The 18,177-nt window shown below is 58.9% G+C and carries 17 protein-coding genes and 1 riboswitch; of the genes, 13 read left to right on the plus strand and 4 right to left on the minus strand.

The window, feature by feature from the left end; translation table 11 throughout:
* The first annotated feature begins 232 nt into the window (after positions 1 to 232).
* Positions 233 to 367: riboswitch (SAM riboswitch) on the plus strand.
* A 35-nt stretch (positions 368 to 402) separates the two neighbouring features.
* From QFX05_RS05785 to QFX05_RS05795, 3 genes are all read left to right on the plus strand, one after another.
* On the plus strand, positions 403 to 630 hold the full coding sequence (locus QFX05_RS05785) for a hypothetical protein (protein WP_005506796.1): 228 nt from the start codon (positions 403 to 405) through the stop codon (positions 628 to 630).
* Positions 631 to 640: 10 nt separating this feature from the next.
* Positions 641 to 1,075 carry a PIN domain-containing protein gene (locus tag QFX05_RS05790; RefSeq protein ID WP_070686192.1) on the plus strand — a complete coding sequence of 145 codons (435 nt, stop codon included), beginning with the start codon at positions 641 to 643 and terminating at the stop codon, positions 1,073 to 1,075.
* A gap of 157 nt (positions 1,076 to 1,232) precedes the next feature.
* Entirely contained in the window at positions 1,233 to 3,614 is a 2,382-nt protein-coding gene (locus QFX05_RS05795; protein ID WP_279741716.1) for a cell division protein PerM, read from the plus strand.
* Positions 3,615 to 3,626: 12 nt separating this feature from the next.
* Here QFX05_RS05795 and QFX05_RS05800 read toward each other — a convergent pair whose 3' ends face one another.
* Positions 3,627 to 4,199, minus strand: coding sequence for a 4-hydroxyphenylpyruvate dioxygenase (locus tag QFX05_RS05800; RefSeq protein ID WP_070686196.1), 573 nt, complete (start codon positions 4,197 to 4,199; stop codon positions 3,627 to 3,629).
* 202 nt (positions 4,200 to 4,401) lie between these two features.
* On the opposite strand from QFX05_RS05800, the gene purN reads away from it, so the two are divergent.
* The 5 genes from purN (at position 4,402) to QFX05_RS05825 (ending at position 10,275) form a co-directional block, all read left to right on the plus strand.
* Positions 4,402 to 4,968 carry a phosphoribosylglycinamide formyltransferase gene (gene purN, locus QFX05_RS05805; protein ID WP_279741718.1) on the plus strand — a complete coding sequence of 189 codons (567 nt, stop codon included), beginning with the start codon at positions 4,402 to 4,404 and terminating at the stop codon, positions 4,966 to 4,968.
* A 212-nt stretch (positions 4,969 to 5,180) separates the two neighbouring features.
* Complete coding sequence (gene purH, locus QFX05_RS05810) at positions 5,181 to 6,791, plus strand: bifunctional phosphoribosylaminoimidazolecarboxamide formyltransferase/IMP cyclohydrolase (RefSeq protein ID WP_279741720.1); 1,611 nt, start codon at positions 5,181 to 5,183, stop codon at positions 6,789 to 6,791.
* Between the two features lie 267 nt (positions 6,792 to 7,058).
* Entirely contained in the window at positions 7,059 to 7,640 is a 582-nt protein-coding gene (locus QFX05_RS05815) for a TetR/AcrR family transcriptional regulator (protein ID WP_279741722.1), read from the plus strand.
* Between the two features lie 277 nt (positions 7,641 to 7,917).
* Complete coding sequence (gene glyA, locus QFX05_RS05820; protein WP_279741724.1) at positions 7,918 to 9,192, plus strand: serine hydroxymethyltransferase; 1,275 nt, start codon at positions 7,918 to 7,920, stop codon at positions 9,190 to 9,192.
* Positions 9,193 to 9,396: 204 nt separating this feature from the next.
* The gene (locus QFX05_RS05825; protein ID WP_279741726.1) at positions 9,397 to 10,275 is read left to right on the plus strand and encodes a bifunctional methylenetetrahydrofolate dehydrogenase/methenyltetrahydrofolate cyclohydrolase; all 879 of its coding nucleotides are present in this window, start codon (positions 9,397 to 9,399) and stop codon (positions 10,273 to 10,275) included.
* Positions 10,276 to 10,382: 107 nt separating this feature from the next.
* Here QFX05_RS05825 and QFX05_RS05830 read toward each other — a convergent pair whose 3' ends face one another.
* The gene (locus QFX05_RS05830; protein WP_371568571.1) at positions 10,383 to 11,216 is read right to left on the minus strand and encodes a GntR family transcriptional regulator; all 834 of its coding nucleotides are present in this window, start codon (positions 11,214 to 11,216) and stop codon (positions 10,383 to 10,385) included.
* Between the two features lie 80 nt (positions 11,217 to 11,296).
* On the opposite strand from QFX05_RS05830, the gene QFX05_RS05835 reads away from it, so the two are divergent.
* The 3 genes from QFX05_RS05835 to QFX05_RS05845 all read left to right on the plus strand — a co-directional run bounded on the left by QFX05_RS05835 (position 11,297) and on the right by QFX05_RS05845 (position 13,953).
* Positions 11,297 to 12,172 carry an exodeoxyribonuclease III gene (locus QFX05_RS05835; protein ID WP_005506814.1) on the plus strand — a complete coding sequence of 292 codons (876 nt, stop codon included), beginning with the start codon at positions 11,297 to 11,299 and terminating at the stop codon, positions 12,170 to 12,172.
* An 86-nt stretch (positions 12,173 to 12,258) separates the two neighbouring features.
* Positions 12,259 to 13,323 (plus strand): tryptophan--tRNA ligase, encoded by a 1,065-nt coding sequence (gene trpS / locus QFX05_RS05840; protein WP_279741732.1) that lies wholly within the window; start codon positions 12,259 to 12,261, stop codon positions 13,321 to 13,323.
* A gap of 33 nt (positions 13,324 to 13,356) precedes the next feature.
* Positions 13,357 to 13,953 carry a 2'-5' RNA ligase family protein gene (locus tag QFX05_RS05845; protein ID WP_279741734.1) on the plus strand — a complete coding sequence of 199 codons (597 nt, stop codon included), beginning with the start codon at positions 13,357 to 13,359 and terminating at the stop codon, positions 13,951 to 13,953.
* A 104-nt stretch (positions 13,954 to 14,057) separates the two neighbouring features.
* On the opposite strand, the gene QFX05_RS05850 is transcribed toward QFX05_RS05845, so the two are convergent.
* Together QFX05_RS05850 and QFX05_RS05855 are read right to left on the minus strand one after the other, a co-directional pair.
* Positions 14,058 to 15,374 carry a hypothetical protein gene (locus QFX05_RS05850; RefSeq protein ID WP_279741735.1) on the minus strand — a complete coding sequence of 439 codons (1,317 nt, stop codon included), beginning with the start codon at positions 15,372 to 15,374 and terminating at the stop codon, positions 14,058 to 14,060.
* Between the two features lie 374 nt (positions 15,375 to 15,748).
* Positions 15,749 to 16,858 carry a mannose-1-phosphate guanylyltransferase gene (locus tag QFX05_RS05855; RefSeq protein ID WP_279741736.1) on the minus strand — a complete coding sequence of 370 codons (1,110 nt, stop codon included), beginning with the start codon at positions 16,856 to 16,858 and terminating at the stop codon, positions 15,749 to 15,751.
* Between the two features lie 346 nt (positions 16,859 to 17,204).
* Here QFX05_RS05855 and sdhC point away from each other — a divergent pair, with 346 nt between their 5' ends.
* Both sdhC and QFX05_RS05865 read left to right on the plus strand, forming a co-directional pair.
* Entirely contained in the window at positions 17,205 to 17,663 is a 459-nt protein-coding gene (sdhC, locus tag QFX05_RS05860; RefSeq protein WP_279741737.1) for a succinate dehydrogenase, cytochrome b556 subunit, read from the plus strand.
* Positions 17,664 to 17,666: 3 nt separating this feature from the next.
* Positions 17,667 to 18,152, plus strand: a complete 486-nt coding sequence (locus QFX05_RS05865) for a succinate dehydrogenase hydrophobic membrane anchor subunit (RefSeq protein ID WP_279741738.1) — start codon at positions 17,667 to 17,669, stop codon at positions 18,150 to 18,152.
* Positions 18,153 to 18,177: the final 25 nt, after the last annotated feature.

Here is an 18,177-nt window from a genome sequence, read left to right on the forward strand (position 1 = left end):
TTGATAGCAGCTGGTGGCTGGGGCGACTATTGAGCGGTGGTATGGGGCGTATTTCGTATTTTTGGTGGGGAGTTTTTAATGCATAAAAACACCGGTATTCACATAAGACATTCCGCATAGTATCAAAATTTCCTCCATTTAAAACGTTCTCACAAGCCAAAATGCTAATACTCTAAATCTCTTTCAAAAAACGCTTTACTTAACTTGAGAAGATGCTGTAAGCTAAACCCAGCTTCAAGAGTTTCGACTGATAAGCTCCGACTATGGTCGAACGCCAACCCCATGTTCACGGGTGGCTCGGATGACGAAGCGGTTTGTATTCACCACCGGAATAACCGGAGGTAATTGGTACAGACAAGAGCAACGCGAAAGGATCGCGCCACTCACGGCGCAGGTTGTCATATGTACAACGGCTCTGCAACCGAAGCAGCAATCTCTCTGAACCCCTCCCGCTCCTACCAGGAAAGCCTGCGTGCCGCAGCTGTCCCCGCGCGAGGCGGATACACCGCAGTCAGCATTGACGATTACTCCCGCATTTCTTCTAAGCGCGACGAGTTCCTGAACTTCCTTCTTCTGCCGAACCCCGAGGGTATCCCCGCTATTGAGTACGCCGGTCTGCGTGTAGCGTAGCATTAGGAGTATGAATTTCTCCGGTATGCTCCTGGACTCCGACGTTTTGGCAGAGATCCGTAAGGCGGATCCTGACCCCGCCGTGGTCGCTTTTCTACGCCGCCGCTCGTTCCGACATATGTACATTTCTGTGCTGAGTATTGGCGAGCTGAAGGGTCTGTACCCCTACCCGGAAACTGATCGTTGGATTACCGAACTTCTTGAGCGATTTGGCGACCACGTTATTAATGTGGATGCGCGTGTGAGCCTCGAGTGGGCTGGTCGTCAGGCGCCGCTCGGCGTGCATGCCGTGGGTCGTGATGATGCCGGTCCGTTGCCTACCGCCGCCCTGGAGGGTCTGATGGCGGCGAGCGCGAGTGCTTATGATTTGGAGCTGATTTCTTCTAAAGCTCAGGTGTACCGCGCCTGGGGTGTTCAGGCTTCCAACCCGTGGACTGAGGAGTAAAACTTTGCCGGATACGCGTCCTTGCGTGCATCCCTGTGCGAATAGTTGTGAGAACCCGCTTTTGAGTGTTATTTCGAAGGCGGGTTTCGTTGTTAATTCGTGGCATGATTGAAGGACGATGAAAAGCACCTCACCTATCTCGCGTTATTCCATGCCCATGCCTCTGTGGCTTCAGGGTGTTGTTGAGCTAATTGTTACTGCCCTGTGCTCTGCTGTTGCAGTGTTTGCGGCGATGTCTGCCGTGTGGGCGACCAAGGGTTTTGGCGACATGGAGTTCTCCTCCGTGGCCGCCATGTCGGCGCACCTGTGGCTTCTGATTCACGGTGTTCCTTTAGACCTTACGGCAGCTTTTGGTGCTTCTACCGGCACGATGACGCTGGTGCCTCTGGGTTTGAGTATTCTGCCTCTGATGCTCTGTTATCGTTCGGGTCGTCGCCTGGCGCGCGCCTCGTATGAGGGCGAGTTTTTGATTCCGGTGCTGTCTGGTTCGGTCACCTATGCGCTGATTAGTTCGGCGATGTACGGTTGGGCGAGCCCGCATCCGCAGCCTCTTCATGCGTTGAATGCTGCCCTGGTGCCTTTGGGTATTGTGGTGGCTGGTCTGATGTGGGGCGGCTACCGTGAGGCGCGTTCGCTCTCGCGCATGGTGGGGGTTGATACCGCGGAACAGATTTCGCAGATGAGTCAGTATTCGCGTTGGGCGGGTTCGTACGCCTGGGCTGTGGTGCGTGCTGCGGTGGTTGCTTTTGTTGCGCTGATTGGTCTGGGTGCGGTGCTTTTGGGCATCGGTATTTTGGCGGGTTGGTCGCAGATTATTGCCACCTACCAGGAGCTGCACGCGGGTGCTGTGGGTGATACTGCGGTGACTCTGCTGCAGCTGGGTTTCTTGCCAAACCTGGTGATTTATGCGATGGCATGGTCGACCGGTGCCGGTTTCTCTTTTGGTGCGGGCACCTCGGTTGGTTTGACCAGTAGTGATGCTGGTACTTTGCCGATCCTTCCGATTTTGGGTGCTGTGCCCGAGTCGATGGGTGCATTCGGTCTGGTGGGTCTGCTGGTGCCGCTGGGTGCCGGTGCGATTGCTGGCTGGTGGTTCTTGCGTGAGGGTGAGGATCACCTGGATGAGTGGGTTGCTCTGAAGGTTCCGTTCCGCCCGCTGTCTGCGCTGATTTCTGCCGTGGTGCTGGGCGTGATGACCGGTATTCTGACCTCGTTTGGTGCCCTATGGTTGGGCTGGATTTCGTACGGTTCTCTGGGTATTGGCCGTTTTACGGAGGTTGGTGCTGAGCCGCTGACCTTTGCGGTGCATACCGCGTTGACTGTGGGTGCAGGCGTGACTTTCGGTATGTTGCTGAGCCGCGCCCTGGTGCCGGATAGCAGTCGTGAGCTGCCTCGTTTTGCGGATGAGAGCCCGAACCTGGGTGAGCGTCTGATGAGTTTTACTGCCTCGACCCGTGAGCATTTTGCACGGGGTCGTGAGCGTTTTGCGCAGCGTCGTGAGCAGCGTGCCCAGGAGCGCGCGGAGCGTGCGCAGCGTGAGGCTGAGGAAGCCGCCGAACGTGAAGCTGCAGAGCGTGAAGCTGAGGAGGTGGCACGCGTGCAGACTTCTGAGAACGTTGTTGAGGCCGAGCTGTCTATGGTATCTGAGCAGTCTGTTGTATCTGAGGTGGCGACCGGTCATGTTCCGGTGCATCCGCAGGAGCCTGTGGTTGCCGTCCCGGTGGAGGCAACTGAGCAGCTAGCGCAGCGTGCGGCGGCGGACGCTTTCGCTGAGATTATTGCAGAGCGCGAAGAGGCAGCTGAAGAGCCTGTAGAAGCAGAATCCACTGCGAACGCTGCACAGGATTCTGTCTCCGAAGAAGCTACTACTGAAGAGAGCTCCGCTGAGGAGTACGAGCCTATTGAGGCCGTTCAGCAGGTCGGTGACCTGGACTCTGCGCATGCTGAGGATTACGAGAGTATCGAAGCATCTGTTGAGCCTGCCTCCAGCGAGCACGCTACTTATGAACACACTGCCTATGATTCCGCTCTGTACGCTCATGACCCCTCCGATGAGGAGACCCGCGAGCTGATTCAGGAGCCCGTCTACGAGGCTACTGAACCTGTAGTAGTTGAGCGTGAGGGCGCTGTCGAAGAGCCCGCAGAGCAGGCGCCGCGTTCGAAGGGTCGCGCGAGCCGCATCATGGCGTACTTCGGCTTTGGTCTTGAGCAGCCCGCCGCAGCGCAGGATTCTGCTCGGGATCGTGCCGGCGACCACCGTGCGTATGAGCGTGAGCAGAAGCGCGAGGCGAAGAAGGCAGCTAAGGCGGCACGCAAGAAGCAGAAGAATGATTCAGAGCGCGACTTTGTGGATCGCGAGCTGGATGTTCTCTCTGCTGATCAGGCGATGAAGCGCATCTTTGGGGTCCGTAGCCAGACCGGCGTGCTTCCGCTGGTGACCGATGAGGCGTCTACCGTGGAGCTGTCCCCGCTGGATGTCAGCTCCTCGAAGTCCCAGGACTCTAGCGGCCATGGTTCTAACGCGCGCGAGAAGAACTAGCGCACTGCATTCTTAGCGCGCGGAATAAGGACTGGACGCGCCGGTGAGCTTGTCCATCGTGCCCTGGAACTTCTCATCGCAGGTGTACCTGTCGGTTTGGGTTAGTGCGGAGGCTCGGCACTCACGGTATTCCTGCGCGCCGGGTATGAAGGCGAGGCCCATGCCGCCGAGCAGAGTCATGGCGCCGTAGATGATACTGACGCCCGCGGCAATGTAGAAGAACCAGGGGCCGCGGTAGACTGCGGTGCGCACGATCGCAATAATGCTCAAGGTGATGCCGGCGAGCGCGAAGAGGAAGAGCGCCAAGAAAAGCGGCATCGTGGAGAGCACGAAGGAAGACGCCGCAAAAATCACCAGCGCGGCAACAATGAGCATGAACGCGGTGCGAATATTTGCTCTCTGCTGTTCACCCGGGTCGATGGGCTTGCGCGGCTTCTTGCCCTGAGGTCCCCGAGGCTGCGGCATCATGTTCTGCGGTGCCTGCTGAGGCGCTCGCGGCGGAACATGTTGGTTCTGGGGTGCACCGTTGTTCGGGGTGGGCTGCTGCGGGGTGTCGTTCGGAGTGTTCTGCGGGGGAGTAGACATACCTATAAGGGTACCGCCCCGTCTGCCCGTGACCTATTGAGTTAGCGACCTGTTGAGTTTGCGCCCGGTGAACCCCTGTGAGGATTTGTCCCGCCGGGGTTTCTTTGTGCTCGCCTTTGGGCTTTGGGTGTGTTGTGAACCTCTTACTCCCTTTGGATAAGAGTGTGAGACGGGTTATACTAGTGGGGTGCGAATTGTGGTTATGGTATCCGGATCCGGAACGAATCTTCAGTCCATCCTCGACGCTGTAGCAGCGGGCGAGCTTCCCCTCGACATTGCGGCAGTGGGTGCCGACAAGCCCTGTCTGGGCATTGAACGTGCCCAGGCGGCGGGTGTACCCACCTTCCTGGTGCAACCCGGCAACTACGCCGACCGCCCCTCCTGGAACCGCGCGCTGGAAGAAAAGATCGCTTCCTACACCCCCGATTACATTGTGTTCGCTGGCTTCATGCGCATTGTTGACGCGCAGCTGGTCGAGCGTTTTAGCAACCGCATTATTAACACCCACCCCGCTCTGCTACCCTCCTTCCCGGGTGCGCACGGCGTGCGTGATGCCTTGGCGCACGGTGTGAAGATTACCGGCCTGACCGTCCACTTTGTGGATGCGGGCGTTGACACCGGCCCCATCCTCGCCCAGGCGGCAGTGCCCGTTCTGGATGACGACACCGAAGAGACCCTGCACGAACGCATTAAGGTGCAGGAGCGCCGCCTGCTTGTGCAGACCATCGCATCCCTGGCTGAATCCCATAGCGCTGCATCCGACAGCTAAATCCGCCTACTCAATAATCCGCGGCGGAATGAGCCGAGCTCAAACCCCGCTGCCCACACACGTTCCGTTGTGGCACCCGAGTACCCATGAGGGGAAGGTGCACAACGGCGGGGAATACCCCCACACATATCCTGTCTATTCTGGCAGGCTACGTCCATCCACCAGCTGTGCCGCCGAGATCCGGCGTGCACGTCTAAAGCATCGGAGTATTTGTGTCTCTCATTGAGCTCAATCGCGTGCCCCTGCGCCGCGCCCTCATTTCCGTCTACGACAAGACCGGTCTGGAGGAGTTCGCCCGCGGCCTGCACGAGGCTGGCGTCGCGCTGGTCTCCACCGGCTCCACCGCATCCACTATCGCGGCAGCAGGCGTACCCGTCACCGAGGTCACCGAAGTCACCGGTTTCCCCGAGTGCCTCGAAGGCCGCGTGAAGACCCTGCACCCGCGCATCCACGCCGGTATTCTGGCTGACCGCCGCAAGCAGGAGCACATTGACACCCTCAACGAGCTGGATGTTGAGGCATTCGACCTGGTGGTCGTGAACCTGTACCCCTTCGTTGAGACAGTTGCTTCAGGTGCCGGTCAGGACGCCATCATTGAGAAGATCGATATTGGTGGCCCTTCGATGGTTCGCGCTGCGGCGAAGAACCACGACGCTGTGGCCATTGTGGTGGACCCCGCCGACTACGCGCGCACCGTTGAGGCTGCTAAGAACGGTGGCTTCTGCCTGGATGAGCGCCGCCGCCTTGCTGCTGGCGCATTCGCCCACACCGCCGCATACGATACCGCTGTGGCTACCTGGACTGCATCCCAGTTCCTGCAGGATGAGGACGCTAACTTCTGGCCCCCGTACGCCGGCCTGGGCTTCGAGCGCAGCGAGACCCTGCGTTACGGCGAGAACCCGCACCAGCGTGCTGCCCTGTACTCTTACCCCGCTGCTGCCCCCGGCATTGCTCAGGCAGAGCAGCTGCACGGTAAGGCGATGAGCTACAACAACTACGTTGATGCTGACGCTGCTCTGCGTGCCGCTTACGACTTCGACGAGCCTGCTGTTGCCGTTATCAAGCACAATAACCCCTGCGGTATTGCCGTGGCAACCCCCGGTGCGGCTGACCCGATTGCGGACGCTCACGCGAAGGCGCATGCTTGCGACCCGCTGTCCGCATACGGCGGCGTGATTGCTGCTAACCGCCCGGTGACTGCCGCTATGGCTCAGACCGTCAAGGGCATCTTCACCGAGGTGATTGTGGCTCCCGACTTTGAGCCCGAGGCGCTGGAGATTCTGCGCAAGAAGAAGAACCTGCGCCTGCTGGTTCTGCCCGAGGACTTTGCCCGCGAGGCCATCGAGTACCGCCCCATTTCCGGTGGCGCACTCTTCCAGGAAGCTGACCGCCTGCAGGCTGAGGGCGACGACCCGAAGAACTGGACCCTGGTTGCCGGTGAGGCAGCTGATGAGGCAACCCTGCGCGACCTCGAGTTCGCGTGGCGTGCACTGCGTTCGCCCAAGTCCAACGCTATTCTGCTTGCCGATAATGGTGCCGCTGTGGGCATCGGCATGGGTCAGGTGAACCGCGTGGATTCCTGCAAGCTCTCGGTGGAGCGTGCGAACACTCTTGGCGGTGAAGGTAACGAGCGTGCCCGCGGTGCGGTTGCCGCATCCGATGCGTTCTTCCCCTTCGCTGACGGCCTGCAGGTGCTGCTGGACGCTGGCGTGCGTGCCGTTGTGCACCCGGGCGGTTCGATCCGCGACGAGGAAGTTATCGAAGCGGCTAAGGATGCTGGCGTGACCATGTACCTGACCGGTACCCGCCACTTCTTCCACTAAAAATGTGTAGCGGGCTCAGCATGCGCTGAGCTACCCGCTGTGAGCGGGGTATTCTGGGGTGAACCTTCGGGGAGCCTGGGATGCCCCGCTTTTTCATGCTCTCCACCTGGGATATTCGTGTTGGGGCATCCGCGATGGTGCATCCGTATTATGTGCAACCGTATTTATAGAATTTTTGCTCTATTTTGCACGGGATTTGCGCATAAGAGTGCGTCAATGGTGACCATGATACGTATGGATTGGCCAAAAGTTCGCTAGGATTAGGGTGTGCCTAAAGTCAGCGAAGAATACAAAAAGAACAGGCGTTCTCAGATTGTAGAGACCGCCCGCGAATGCTTCATCAAGCACGGTTATCAGAAGGCTTCGATGAGCGACATTATTGCGGCCACCGGCCTGTCTGCTGGAGCGATTTATAACCACTTCTCCTCCAAGGATGAGATTATCCTGGCGGCAGCCCGCATGGACATGGCGCCTTTCGACCGCATCCGCGCCGAACAACCCTGGGACTACGTGTTCGGGTGCCTGAAGGTGCTGGACACCCCCAAGATTCGCCGTCACCTGCTCGTCACCTGGGGCGAGGCTGTGGCAATGCCGCAGCTGGCGACCGTGGTGTCTGAACAGCTGAGCTACCTGCGCGATCAGTCCCTGGAACGCTACCGCGCCTGGGGTGCCGCTGAGCTGGACTTCGCCGAAGAGGAACTTGAAGAGTGGCTGACCGTTATCGGTGCCGCGGTGCTGTCCGTGCTGACCGGTTACGTGGTGCAGACCCAGCTGGTGGCTGGCGGTAAGAAGGAGAGCGCTCGTGAGGCGTACCTGGAGTATGCTTCTGCTATCCTGCGTCAGGCATAGGGCGTGTAGGCCCTCTTAGCTGTCGCCGATAAGCCTAAAGGGCGGTTTATATGCCCTGCTGTGGCGGCGTAAAAACTTCATCGTGATGCTTTGTAAAGCCCGTTTTCCTTCTCGAAGGAAAGCGGGCTTTACGGTATTATGAGGTGTAGCTCATATTTTTTCATTCAGGGTTTTCAACTGGAGGCGCCCGACGCCTCCTGAAGACCGCCCGGCGTACGCCGCGGCAGCCTCAATGATGAGCGACCAAAGATAACGCAAAAACACTCCCAGGAGCGTAATGTCCGAGCAGAAGATCCTCGAGATGCCCCTCGCCGACCTCGACCACGAGGTTGCAGAAGCCATTGAGCTGGAGCGCAAGCGCCAGCAGAACACCCTCGAGATGATTGCATCCGAGAACTTCGTCCCCCGTGCCGTCCTCGAAAGCCAGGGCTCGGTACTGACCAACAAGTACGCTGAGGGTTACCCAGGCCGCCGCTACTACGGTGGTTGTGAATACGTCGATATTGTTGAGTCTCTCGCTATTTCCCGCGTGAAGGAACTCTTCGGCGCCGAGCACGCCAACGTTCAGCCCCATTCCGGTGCGCAGGCGAACAACGCCGTCATGCACGCACTGCTGACTCCCGGCGACACCATCATGGGTCTGTCCCTGGCACACGGTGGCCACCTGACCCACGGAATGAAGCTGAACGTCTCCGGCAAGCTGTACAACGTTGTGGCGTACGGTGTGGATGAGTCCGGCCGCGTTGACATGGAGCAGGTGCGTGAACTGGCTCTGGCTGAGCGCCCCAAGGTCATTATTGCCGGCTGGTCCGCATACCCCCGTCAGCTGGACTTCGCTGCGTTCCGCGCGATTGCTGACGAAATCGGCGCGTACCTGTGGGTGGACATGGCTCACTTTGCCGGCCTGGTGGCTGCGGGGCTGCACCCGAACCCCGTCCCGCACGCACACGTGGTCTCCTCCACCGTGCACAAGACCCTGGGCGGTCCCCGCTCCGGCTTCATCCTCTGCACCGAGGAGCTGAAGAAGAAGATTGACTCCGCAGTGTTCCCCGGTCAGCAGGGCGGCCCGCTCATGCACGTGATCGCTGCGAAGGCTACCGCGTTCAAGGTTGCCGCATCTGACGCGTTCAAGGACCGTCAGAAGCGTACCGTTGAGGGCGCACAGATCCTGGCGAACCGCCTGCTACAGCAGGACATGAAGGACGCAGGCGTTGCGATCGCCTCCGGCGGTACCGACGTTCACCTGGTGCTCGTTGACCTGCGCGACCATGCCCTCAATGGCAAGGAAGCAGAAGATCTGCTGCATGATGCCGGTATTACCGTTAACCGTAACGCTGTGCCGAACGACCCGCGCCCGCCGATGGTGACCTCCGGTCTGCGTATCGGTACCCCCGCGCTGGCAACCCGCGGCTTTGATGCTGAGGGCTTCACCGAGGTAGCTGACATTATCGCTTCGGTGCTGTTGCCGAACCCGGATATTGCCGCTCTGCGTGCCCGTGTTGATGCACTCTGCGCTAAGTACCCCCTCTACCAGGGCAGCGAGAACTGGTAGACCCATGAATGACCCCGTTCGCTTAATATTCCCAATGGATGCTGAGCGGACGGGGTTATTTCGCCCTCTTACTTTTGCCGCTCTACCTGCTACATCCATTGAAGGATGTAGCAGGGGAGCGGTACCTGCTAGGTACACACCCTAGAACCCAACACATAGATCGTCCGTTTCGGCGAACCCGCCACAACCTATGGAAGGAAAACAATGCCTCAGATTCTAGACGGTAACACAACCGCCGCAGCCATTAAGGCGGAGCTGAAGGAGCGCGTCGAGGCGCTCAAGGCTAAGGGTATTACTCCCGGCCTGGGTACCGTCCTGGTCGGTGACGACCCGGCATCTCGCTCGTACGTGGGCGCTAAGCACCGCGACTGTGCAGAGATCGGTATTAACTCCATCCGCCTGGACCTGCCCGGTGACATCACCCAGGAGGAGCTCGACGCAGAGATCGATAAGCTCAATAATGACCCGGCGTGCACCAGCTACATTGTGCAGCTGCCCTTGCCCAAGCACCTGGACACGAACCGCGTGCTGGAGCGTATCGCCCCTGAGAAGGACGCTGACGGCCTGCACCCGACCAACCTCGGCAAGCTTGTGCTGAACGTTTCTGAGCCGCTCGATTCCCCGCTACCCTGCACCCCTAACGGTGTCATTGAGCTGGTCAAGCGCCACGGTATCGACTGGAACGGTAAGAACGTTGTGGTGCTCGGCCGCGGCATTACCGTGGGCCGCCCGCTGGGTCTGCTACTGACCCGCCGCGAGGTGAATGCGACCGCAACCCTGGCGCATACCGGTACCGAGAACCTGGACGAGGTACTGCGCGAGGCTGACGTCATTGTCGCTGCTGTGGGTGTTCCGCACGTGCTGAAGGCTCACCAGGTCAAGGACGGCGCAATCCTGCTGGACGTTGGTGTTTCCCGCGCTGAGGACCCGGAGACCGGCAAAAAGAAGCTCTTCGGCGACGTCTCCCCGGAGGCTGCGCAGAAGGCATCCTGGGTTTCTCCGAACCCCGGCGGTGTGGGTCCGATGACCCGCGCGGAGCTGCTGGTGAACGTGGTTGAGACTGCGGAGCGTCAGGCGGCATAAGGCTCGCAGTATTTCAGAGCTGATATCTCAAAAGGGCGGTGCCCCGGTAGAACAATCTACTGGGGCACCGCCCTTCACACTATCATCACAAGAGAAAAAGGCAGATGCTAGAGAATCATCTCGTAGAAGTAGGCATCGGCAAGATACAGGGTCTCTGAGTACTCGACTGGGCTACCTTCTTCGGCGTAGCCGGTCGTGCAGACCTTGAACGCCGCCTCGCCCACGGGAACCTGGTGGTTGAACGCCTCGGCGTCGGCGTCGGTGAAGAGTGCTGCACTGATGCGTACGCGGGCGTGCTTAATGGCGTTGGGGATGCCAGCAAGCTGGTCGAAGGAGCTTGAAGCGCCGGACATTTCCGCCATCATAGTGTCCAGGGTGCTGCTTGCAGCAGCCTTCACAAAGTAGGAACGCTCAAAGCCAATAACTTCGCGGTCGGCAAGACGCAGACGGCACACGAACAGCACCTGCTCGCCCACCGGCACGGACAGATGGGTGGAGATTTCTTCGGTGGCGTCCATCCAGCGGGTCGCAATCATGCGGGTGGAGCCCCCAAAACCGCGGCGGCGCATATCATCAACGAAGGTGCCCACGCGCGGAATGTAGGTGGCGTCGGTGCGCTCGGCAACATAGGTGCCGGAGCCCTGCAGGTTGTAGAGCAGGCCGCGTTCAATCAGAACCTTTAGAGCGCTACGAACCGTCTGGCGGCTCACCCCAAAGTTCTGCTGAATCATGCGCTCGGTGGGCAGCTTATCGCCGGGCTTGCCGGGAATAATATAGCGCTGCTCAATGTAGTGGATAACCTGCTCGTACTTAGGGCCGGGAATCGGGGGTAGCTCGTAGCGGCTCTCAGCGTTGTGAGCAGTACTTTCGGATGAGGTGGTGCCTGCAGAATGTGAGGGGGCACCGTGGTCGGTGGTCTGTGAAGAGTGTGAATTCATCACCCAATAGTTTACTGTTCAGCCAGATAAAAAACGCGTACAAGTGAAAAATTCTCTTCCCTCAAACTGGCATAATTAAGACTATGCATTTTTCTAACACCCCTGCACCACGCCCGAGCGGTCTGCTTCGCGTGGCAAGCGTGAATGTGAACGGTATCCGAGCCGCCTATAAGAAGGACATGGCGGCGTGGTTGGCGAGCCGTGACATCGATATCCTCTGTCTGCAGGAGGTGCGCGCCCCCGACGCTATCGTGCGTGAGCTGCTGGACGAATCCCAGTGGCATATTCTGCACGCGGAGGCTGCTGCGAAGGGCCGTGCCGGCGTGCTGGTGGCGACCCGCCGCACCCCGAACTCAGCCGGTGAAGTCCTAGAGAACCAGCCGGTAGCAACCCGCTCGAATATTGGCGAAGAGTACTTTGATGATTCGGGCCGCTGGGTTGAGGCAGACTATGTTCTACCCAACGGTAAGACCCTGACGGTGGTCAGCGCCTACGTTCACTCCGGTGAGGTCGGCACCCAGAAGCAGGACGATAAGTACCGCTTCCTGGAGCGCATGCTGGTGCGCATGCCTGAGCTGGCAAAGCACTCGGACCACGTGCTCATCGTGGGCGATTTGAATGTGGGCCACACTGAGCTGGACATTAAGAACTGGAAGGCTAACCAGAAGCGTGCCGGCTTCCTGCCGGAGGAACGCGCTTACTTTGACCGTTTCTTCGGTGATATCGGCTACCGCGATGTGGCTCGTGAGCTGGCGGGTCAGGTGCCCGGTCCCTACACCTGGTGGTCTTACCGCGGTAAGGCGTTCGATAATGACGCAGGCTGGCGTATTGACTACCATATGGCGACCCCGGCGCTTGCCGAAAGCGCCGTGGAAGCGGTCGTGGATCGCGCGGCAAGCTACGATGAGCGTTTCAGCGACCACGCGCCGCTGGTGGTTGACTACCGTATCGGTGAGTAAGACGTGTACCCACGTACAGATAAGTTTTTGAAGATGTGCTGCACCGTCCGTAGCACCGCACAGGAAGAACTGCACAGGAAATAACTATGGCAGACGAAAAGAAGCCGGATAAATCCCTCATCCCTAATGCCTCTCAGCAGAAGGCGCGTATCTACTCGGGTGCGCAGCCGTCGGCTGATTCGATGCACCTGGGTAACTACATTGGTGCTGTGAACAACTGGGTGGCGTTGCAGGACGACCCGAATAACGAATGTCTGTTCTTCATCCCGGATATGCACGCCATCACCGTTCCTCAGAACCCCGAGGAGCTACGTGAGCGTACCCGCCTGACCGCGGCGCAGTATATCGCCTCTGGCATTGACCCGACCCGCACCCCGCTGTTCGTACAGTCGCACGTGCCCGAGCACGCCCAGTTGGCATGGGTTCTGAACTGCTTCACCGGCTTTGGTGAGGCGTCCCGAATGACCCAGTTCAAGGACAAGTCCCAGAAGCAGGGTGCTGAGAATGCCTCCGTGGGTCTGTTCACCTACCCGATTCTGATGGCTGCCGACATTCTGCTCTACCAGGTGGACGGCGTGCCCGTGGGCGAGGACCAGCGTCAGCACCTGGAGCTGACCCGTAACCTGGCTCAGCGCTTTAACTCCCGTTTCGGTGAGACCTTCGTGGTGCCCGAGCCGGTGATTCTGAAGGAAACCGCTAAGATTTATGACCTGCAGGACCCGACCTCGAAGATGTCCAAGTCTGCAGCCACGGACAAGGGCCTAATCAAGCTTCTGGACACTCCCAAGGCAACCCAGAAGAAGATTAAGTCCGCCGTGACCGATGACGGCTCCGTCATCGCCTACGACCGCGAGGCTAAGCCCGGCGTCTCCAACCTGCTCTCCATCTACTCGGCAATGACCGGCGAGAGAATCGACGAAATCGTGGCACGCTACGAAGGCAAGATGTACGGCCACCTGAAGGTTGACCTTGCCGATATCGTGGTGGAGCGCCTCACCCCGGTGCGTGAGCGTACCCTCGAGCTGATGGACGACCCCGCCGAGCTGGATCGCCTGCTGGCTGTGGGCGCATCCGCTGCCCGTGAGATCGCTACGGTCACCATTGAGAACGTGTACAAGAAGGTTGGCTTCTTGCCTGCCGCCGCAATCTAGCGCGCTGTTCAGCCAGTTTGGCTGAGGCGCTGCATGACCTGCACGATTGAGATGACAGCACAAGAGAACTCTTCGAGCCCCACGACGGCTCCTGTATCCCCGACCCTGAAACCTGGCCGCCGCTACCTGAGCGTTATTGCGCACGTGAGCGGTGAGAATGTTCAGCGCCTGGAAGAGTGGAAGCGCGCGGTAGCCGGTGGTGCGGTGGCGCCTATCAGCACCCACGTGACCGTGTACCTGACGGAGCTGAACGAGTCTCTACTGGTTGCGGTGCAGTCCCCGCAGTTCCGCGAGGCGCTGGACATGCCGCGTTTTGAGGCACGCTGGGGTTCGGTACACTCCTTCCGGCCGGTAACCGAGGTGGAGTACCTGAACCTGGAGGCGGGTAAGGCCGAGTTCGAGCAGATTCACCAGAAGCTGGTTGAGCTATTCGGTACCGGTGCGGCGTCATTCCCCTATGTGCCGCACGTGACCTTAGGCCACGGGCTCACGCAGGAGCAGGTGGCGAACGCCCTTGAGGTGTTTGACGCTCTGCCCGCTGAGCAGCGTACTTTCACTGTGGATCACCTGCACTGCTACTCCTACGACGGGCAGGACTGGGAAGAGATGAGGGTCCTGCCGCTGCGTTAGTAGCTGGCGTATAAACCTGATATACATTAAGAGAGATGCGACCGATAAGTTATCGGTCGCATCTCTCTTAATATTTTCGCTAGGTTTATCTCAGCGTGAGAGCCCTAGTGGGAGTGGCCCTCGTGAGCCTCGCCGGACTCGTGCGTGTCAGCTGAAGCCGAGGAGGAAGCAGCGCCGTGCGCCTCAGACTCAACCGGTGCAGCGTGCGAGGAAGAGACACCCAGAATCTCGTTCGGGGTCTTCGGAAGCTCCACGCTCATCAGCTCCTTTGGCGCTACTGGGTTCGACAGGGATACCGCAATGAGCTTCTTGGCCGCCGGGTCGGTCACGTAGGCGGTCTTACCGTCCACCCACAGAGCCGGACGCTCGTCCTGCCATGTCTCAGACTCGGTCCACGCCTCCATGAGCTGTACAGAGCCCAGTTCAGCGCCGGTTGCCGGATCGAAGATACGCAGCTTGCCGTCAGTGGTCAGCAACAGAGCCTCACCCTGAGGGCCGCGAGCCAGCGAACGGAAGGTGTAGCTCACACCAGAAGGCAGGGCATAGACGGTACGGGTTGCCGCAACAGTGTCAATAATGGAGAACTTCTCGGGGCGCTCCAGCTTAGCGTCCTTGTCGGTCTTGTAGTCCGCCAGAACGTACTGGGAGTCAGCCTTGCCAGACTGGTTGCCGGAACGCGAGTACGGGTCCTCGGGGTTAGTGATCTTGGTGAACTTGCCATCCTTATAAATGAGCGCGCCGTCGGAGCAGCCGATGGAGAATGCGCCGTCCTTGGCGATGGCTTCACCGTGAACGCCGGGGCAAGCGGGGCTCTCGGTGACGGTCTTGCCCTGAGCGTCCACAACAGCGGCACCAGTGCGGGTCTTCGAGTCGCCAACCGCTACCAGGTACTGGTCGTTGGGTAGCGGGATTGCGAAGCCGTGGTGCGGCTGCGGCAGGGTGACGGTGGTGGTCTCCAGCGAGGAAACTGTGCGCTTATCATGGGTCAGCTTTGCCGGGTCGTATACCGCGAAGGAACCGGTGCCGTCAGCGAATGCCGTGACCTTGCCGTTGTCCTTGATGACGTGACTGGTATGGTCAGCCACAAGAGACAGTGAAGACAGGGATGGGGACGTGGTGTAGTAGTGTGAATGGTCGCCGTGCGCTACGGACCATACGCCGGTGTCCAGGAAGGTGTAGCTGTTACCGTCTGCAACGACGAGGTGGCGATTATTGCCAGCATCGGAGAGGCGCAGAAAGCCTTCCTTAGGGATGTCTGCGAGCAGCTTCATGTCCTTGGCGTCGTAGACGAACACGCCGCCGTCGTAGGTGATAGCGACGCGGCTTGCCGCCCCCTTGCCTTCGGTGATGGGTGCGGGGGTAGTACTCGTGGAGGGTGGAGGCGCTGGGGCTGGTCTGTGCGTTCTGGGTGGTTTGGGCACCGCATGCGGTCAGGGTGAGTGTAGCTACTGCGCCGAATGTGCCGGCGCGGGTGAGGAAAAACTTACGGGTCATGTGCATCTACCAAGAGTAACATGAGAATGATTCTCTATATGGGGTGGTTCTTGGTGTGTCAGAGTCTGGAAGTGTAGTCTATGCGGGATGCGTAAGGCATTCTGTTGCTCCCACCCGGTTACAGAGAGCGTTCTTTCGTGCCCCACTAGGTAAATGCCTTGAACCCACCTGCGAAATGACCCAACGGGGCATAGTCATCGAGGCATAAGAAAACCGGCTCCCCTCCGAAAAGAAGAGAGCCGGTTTCTTAGAGGTATCTTTTGCTCGAGCAGGGTTTAAGTATCTGCGCGGGGGCAAAAATTTAGAGGAGGTTGTTCAGGCCTCGCGCCTTGACCTCACCCACTGCATCCTTGACAGCCTGTGCCTTGGAGCGGGGAGCGACCAACAGTGCGTCGGGGGTATCCACCACAACGATATCGTCGAGGCCAATGATAGAGATCTTGCGGTCGGTGTTCGCGACAATAATTCCGGAGCAACCGTGGTTGATAACGTTATCCTTCTCGCCGAGAATGGTCAGCTCTTCGCCGCTCTTCTCGGTGTTCAGGCGTGCCACAGCATCGAAGTCTCCCACATCATCCCAGCTGAAGGAGCCGGGAACCATGGCAACGTCGCCTGCTGCTGCTGCGGGCTCAGCCACGGCGTAGTCGATAGCAGTCTTGGGCAGGGTCTCCCAGACGCGGTCCATAATAGCCTCACGCTCGGGGGTGTCCCAAGCGTTAGCAATTTCCATGATGCCCGCGTACAGCTCGGGCTCGTTCGCCTCGAGGTGCTTGAGCATCAGGGCCGCCGGTGCTACGAACATGCCTGCGTTCCAGGTATACTCACCGGAATCCAGGTACTTCTGTGCGGTAGTGGCATCGGGCTTCTCCACGAAGGTGTCCACAGCCTGAGCATTGGGGGCGTCCTCAATGCCCAGGGACTCGCTGGCGTGGATGTAGCCAAACGCGCTGGAGGGCTCGGTGGGAGTAATGCCGATGGTAACAATCTTGCCGGTTGCTGCGGTGATGACAGCTTCGGTCACCACACGGTGGAATTCATCCACGGGGCTGATCACATGGTCAGCGGCGAAGGAGCCGATGATGGCGTCCGGTTCGCGGCGATGGATGATAGCGCAAGCCAGGCCGATAGCGGCGGCCGAATCCTTGGGGGAGGGCTCCAGTACCAGGTCAGCGGCACGCAGTTCAGGAATCTGCTGGGTGACCGCATTGGTGTGCGAAGTGCCGGTAACTACCATGACGGAGCCGTTGCTGAGATTGGTGAGACGGTCGTAGGTATCACGCAGCAGGGAATTGCCCGACGAAGTGAGGTCGAGCAGGAATTTCGGGGCATGTGCGCGGGATAGAGGCCACAAACGCGAGCCAACACCGCCGGCGGGAATGAGCGGGCGGAATCGAGTGAGTGCAGTATTCATCGATTCAAGAATAGCTTGTGAATTTGTCATATATCGAATTCTTTTACGTTTTGGCAGAAAGTGTCAGGGGACTCTCAGTGTTGTGATGTTTGAGGTTAGGATAAGGTAAGTTCCGCACAAACAGAGGGGAGTAGACGGTATCGCAAGAAAAATATGCCCTAATTCACTTTTAGAAGCTGTAAAAAAACCCCGAACAGGGTGTCAATAAGCTGTGAATTTACCTGATATCTTGGAAGTAACAGACGAACAAAAGCAGTCGGTGAGCACACAGCTGTGCCTGGAAGCTGGGGTCTAAAATTGCGGCACCAGAACCCAGACGCTCACCGTCGCAGCAGGAGGTTATTCAGTGTTGAATGGTTCTAAAGGAACCCTTTACCGCGGCCGCTGGGGCATGTGGTCCTGGGTTGCTCATCGCATTACCGGTATCGCGATTTTCTTCTTCCTTCTTGTACATATCCTGGATACTGCCGTCGTGCGTATCTCTCCGGAGGCCTACAATGGCGTACTGAGCCTGTACAAGAACCCCATCATGGGTCTGGGTGAGACCGCCCTTGTCGCCGCCATCGTCTACCACGCGTTCAACGGTATTCGTATTATCCTCATTGACTTCTGGAGTAAGGCAACCAACTCGCACGTGGAGCACATTCAGGCGAAGAACAAGGACGGCAACGTCGAAATCAGCCAGAAGGCAACCTACACGCACATCAAGATTCTTTGGGTTGTGCTTTTCCTCTGGGCAATTACCGTTGCTGGCTTCGCCGCACGCCACCTGCCGATCGTTTTCTCGCACATGGGAGGTCACTAAACAATGGCTACTCCGCTCAAGCCCCGCACCTATGTACCCCGTCTGCGTGATAACCGCATCGACGGCGTAAAATACAACCGCTCCTCCTCCAAGCGCAATAACTTTGAGATGTTCGCTTGGCTCGGTATGCGCCTGTCCGGCATCGTACTCGTCGTGCTAATTTTCGGCCACCTCTTCTCCAACCTTATGGTCGGCGACGGCATCCACGCCATCGACTTCGGCTTCGTGGGCGGTAAGTGGGCTAACCCCTTCTGGCAGGTCTGGGATCTGTTGCTGCTCTGGCTGGCTATGCTGCACGGTGCAAACGGCATCCGAGTCATCATTGATGACTACGCTGAGAAGGACCGCCTGCGCGTTTGGCTGAAGGTTATCCTTTTCGCAGCATGCGCATTCGTCCTGCTGGTTGGTACCCTCACCATCTTCGCGTTCGATCCCTGCCCCTCCGGCGCAGCGGCTGAACTGCTCCCCAGCTTCTGCTCGGCACGCTAACGGCGACGTATTCGAGACAAACGAA

It is taken from the genome of Rothia similimucilaginosa, from assembly GCF_029850875.1.
Classification (GTDB): Bacteria; Actinomycetota; Actinomycetes; order Actinomycetales; family Micrococcaceae; genus Rothia.

Excerpts from the sequence above, each read along its gene's own strand:
- QFX05_RS05865 (WP_279741738.1), top strand. The coding sequence starts at position 17,667 with ATGGCTACTCCGCTCAAGCCCCGCACCTATGTACCCCGTCTGCGTGAT.
- glyA (WP_279741724.1), top strand. The coding sequence starts at position 7,918 with ATGTCCGAGCAGAAGATCCTCGAGATGCCCCTCGCCGACCTCGACCAC.
- trpS (WP_279741732.1), top strand. The coding sequence starts at position 12,259 with ATGGCAGACGAAAAGAAGCCGGATAAATCCCTCATCCCTAATGCCTCT.
- QFX05_RS05855 (WP_279741736.1), bottom strand. The coding sequence starts at position 16,858 with ATGAATACTGCACTCACTCGATTCCGCCCGCTCATTCCCGCCGGCGGT.
- QFX05_RS05790 (WP_070686192.1), top strand. The coding sequence starts at position 641 with ATGAATTTCTCCGGTATGCTCCTGGACTCCGACGTTTTGGCAGAGATC.
- QFX05_RS05835 (WP_005506814.1), top strand. The coding sequence starts at position 11,297 with ATGCATTTTTCTAACACCCCTGCACCACGCCCGAGCGGTCTGCTTCGC.
- QFX05_RS05785 (WP_005506796.1), top strand. The coding sequence starts at position 403 with ATGTACAACGGCTCTGCAACCGAAGCAGCAATCTCTCTGAACCCCTCC.
- purN (WP_279741718.1), top strand. The coding sequence starts at position 4,402 with ATGGTATCCGGATCCGGAACGAATCTTCAGTCCATCCTCGACGCTGTA.
- QFX05_RS05800 (WP_070686196.1), bottom strand. The coding sequence starts at position 4,199 with ATGTCTACTCCCCCGCAGAACACTCCGAACGACACCCCGCAGCAGCCC.
- QFX05_RS05845 (WP_279741734.1), top strand. The coding sequence starts at position 13,357 with ATGACCTGCACGATTGAGATGACAGCACAAGAGAACTCTTCGAGCCCC.
- QFX05_RS05825 (WP_279741726.1), top strand. The coding sequence starts at position 9,397 with ATGCCTCAGATTCTAGACGGTAACACAACCGCCGCAGCCATTAAGGCG.
- QFX05_RS05795 (WP_279741716.1), top strand. The coding sequence starts at position 1,233 with ATGCCTCTGTGGCTTCAGGGTGTTGTTGAGCTAATTGTTACTGCCCTG.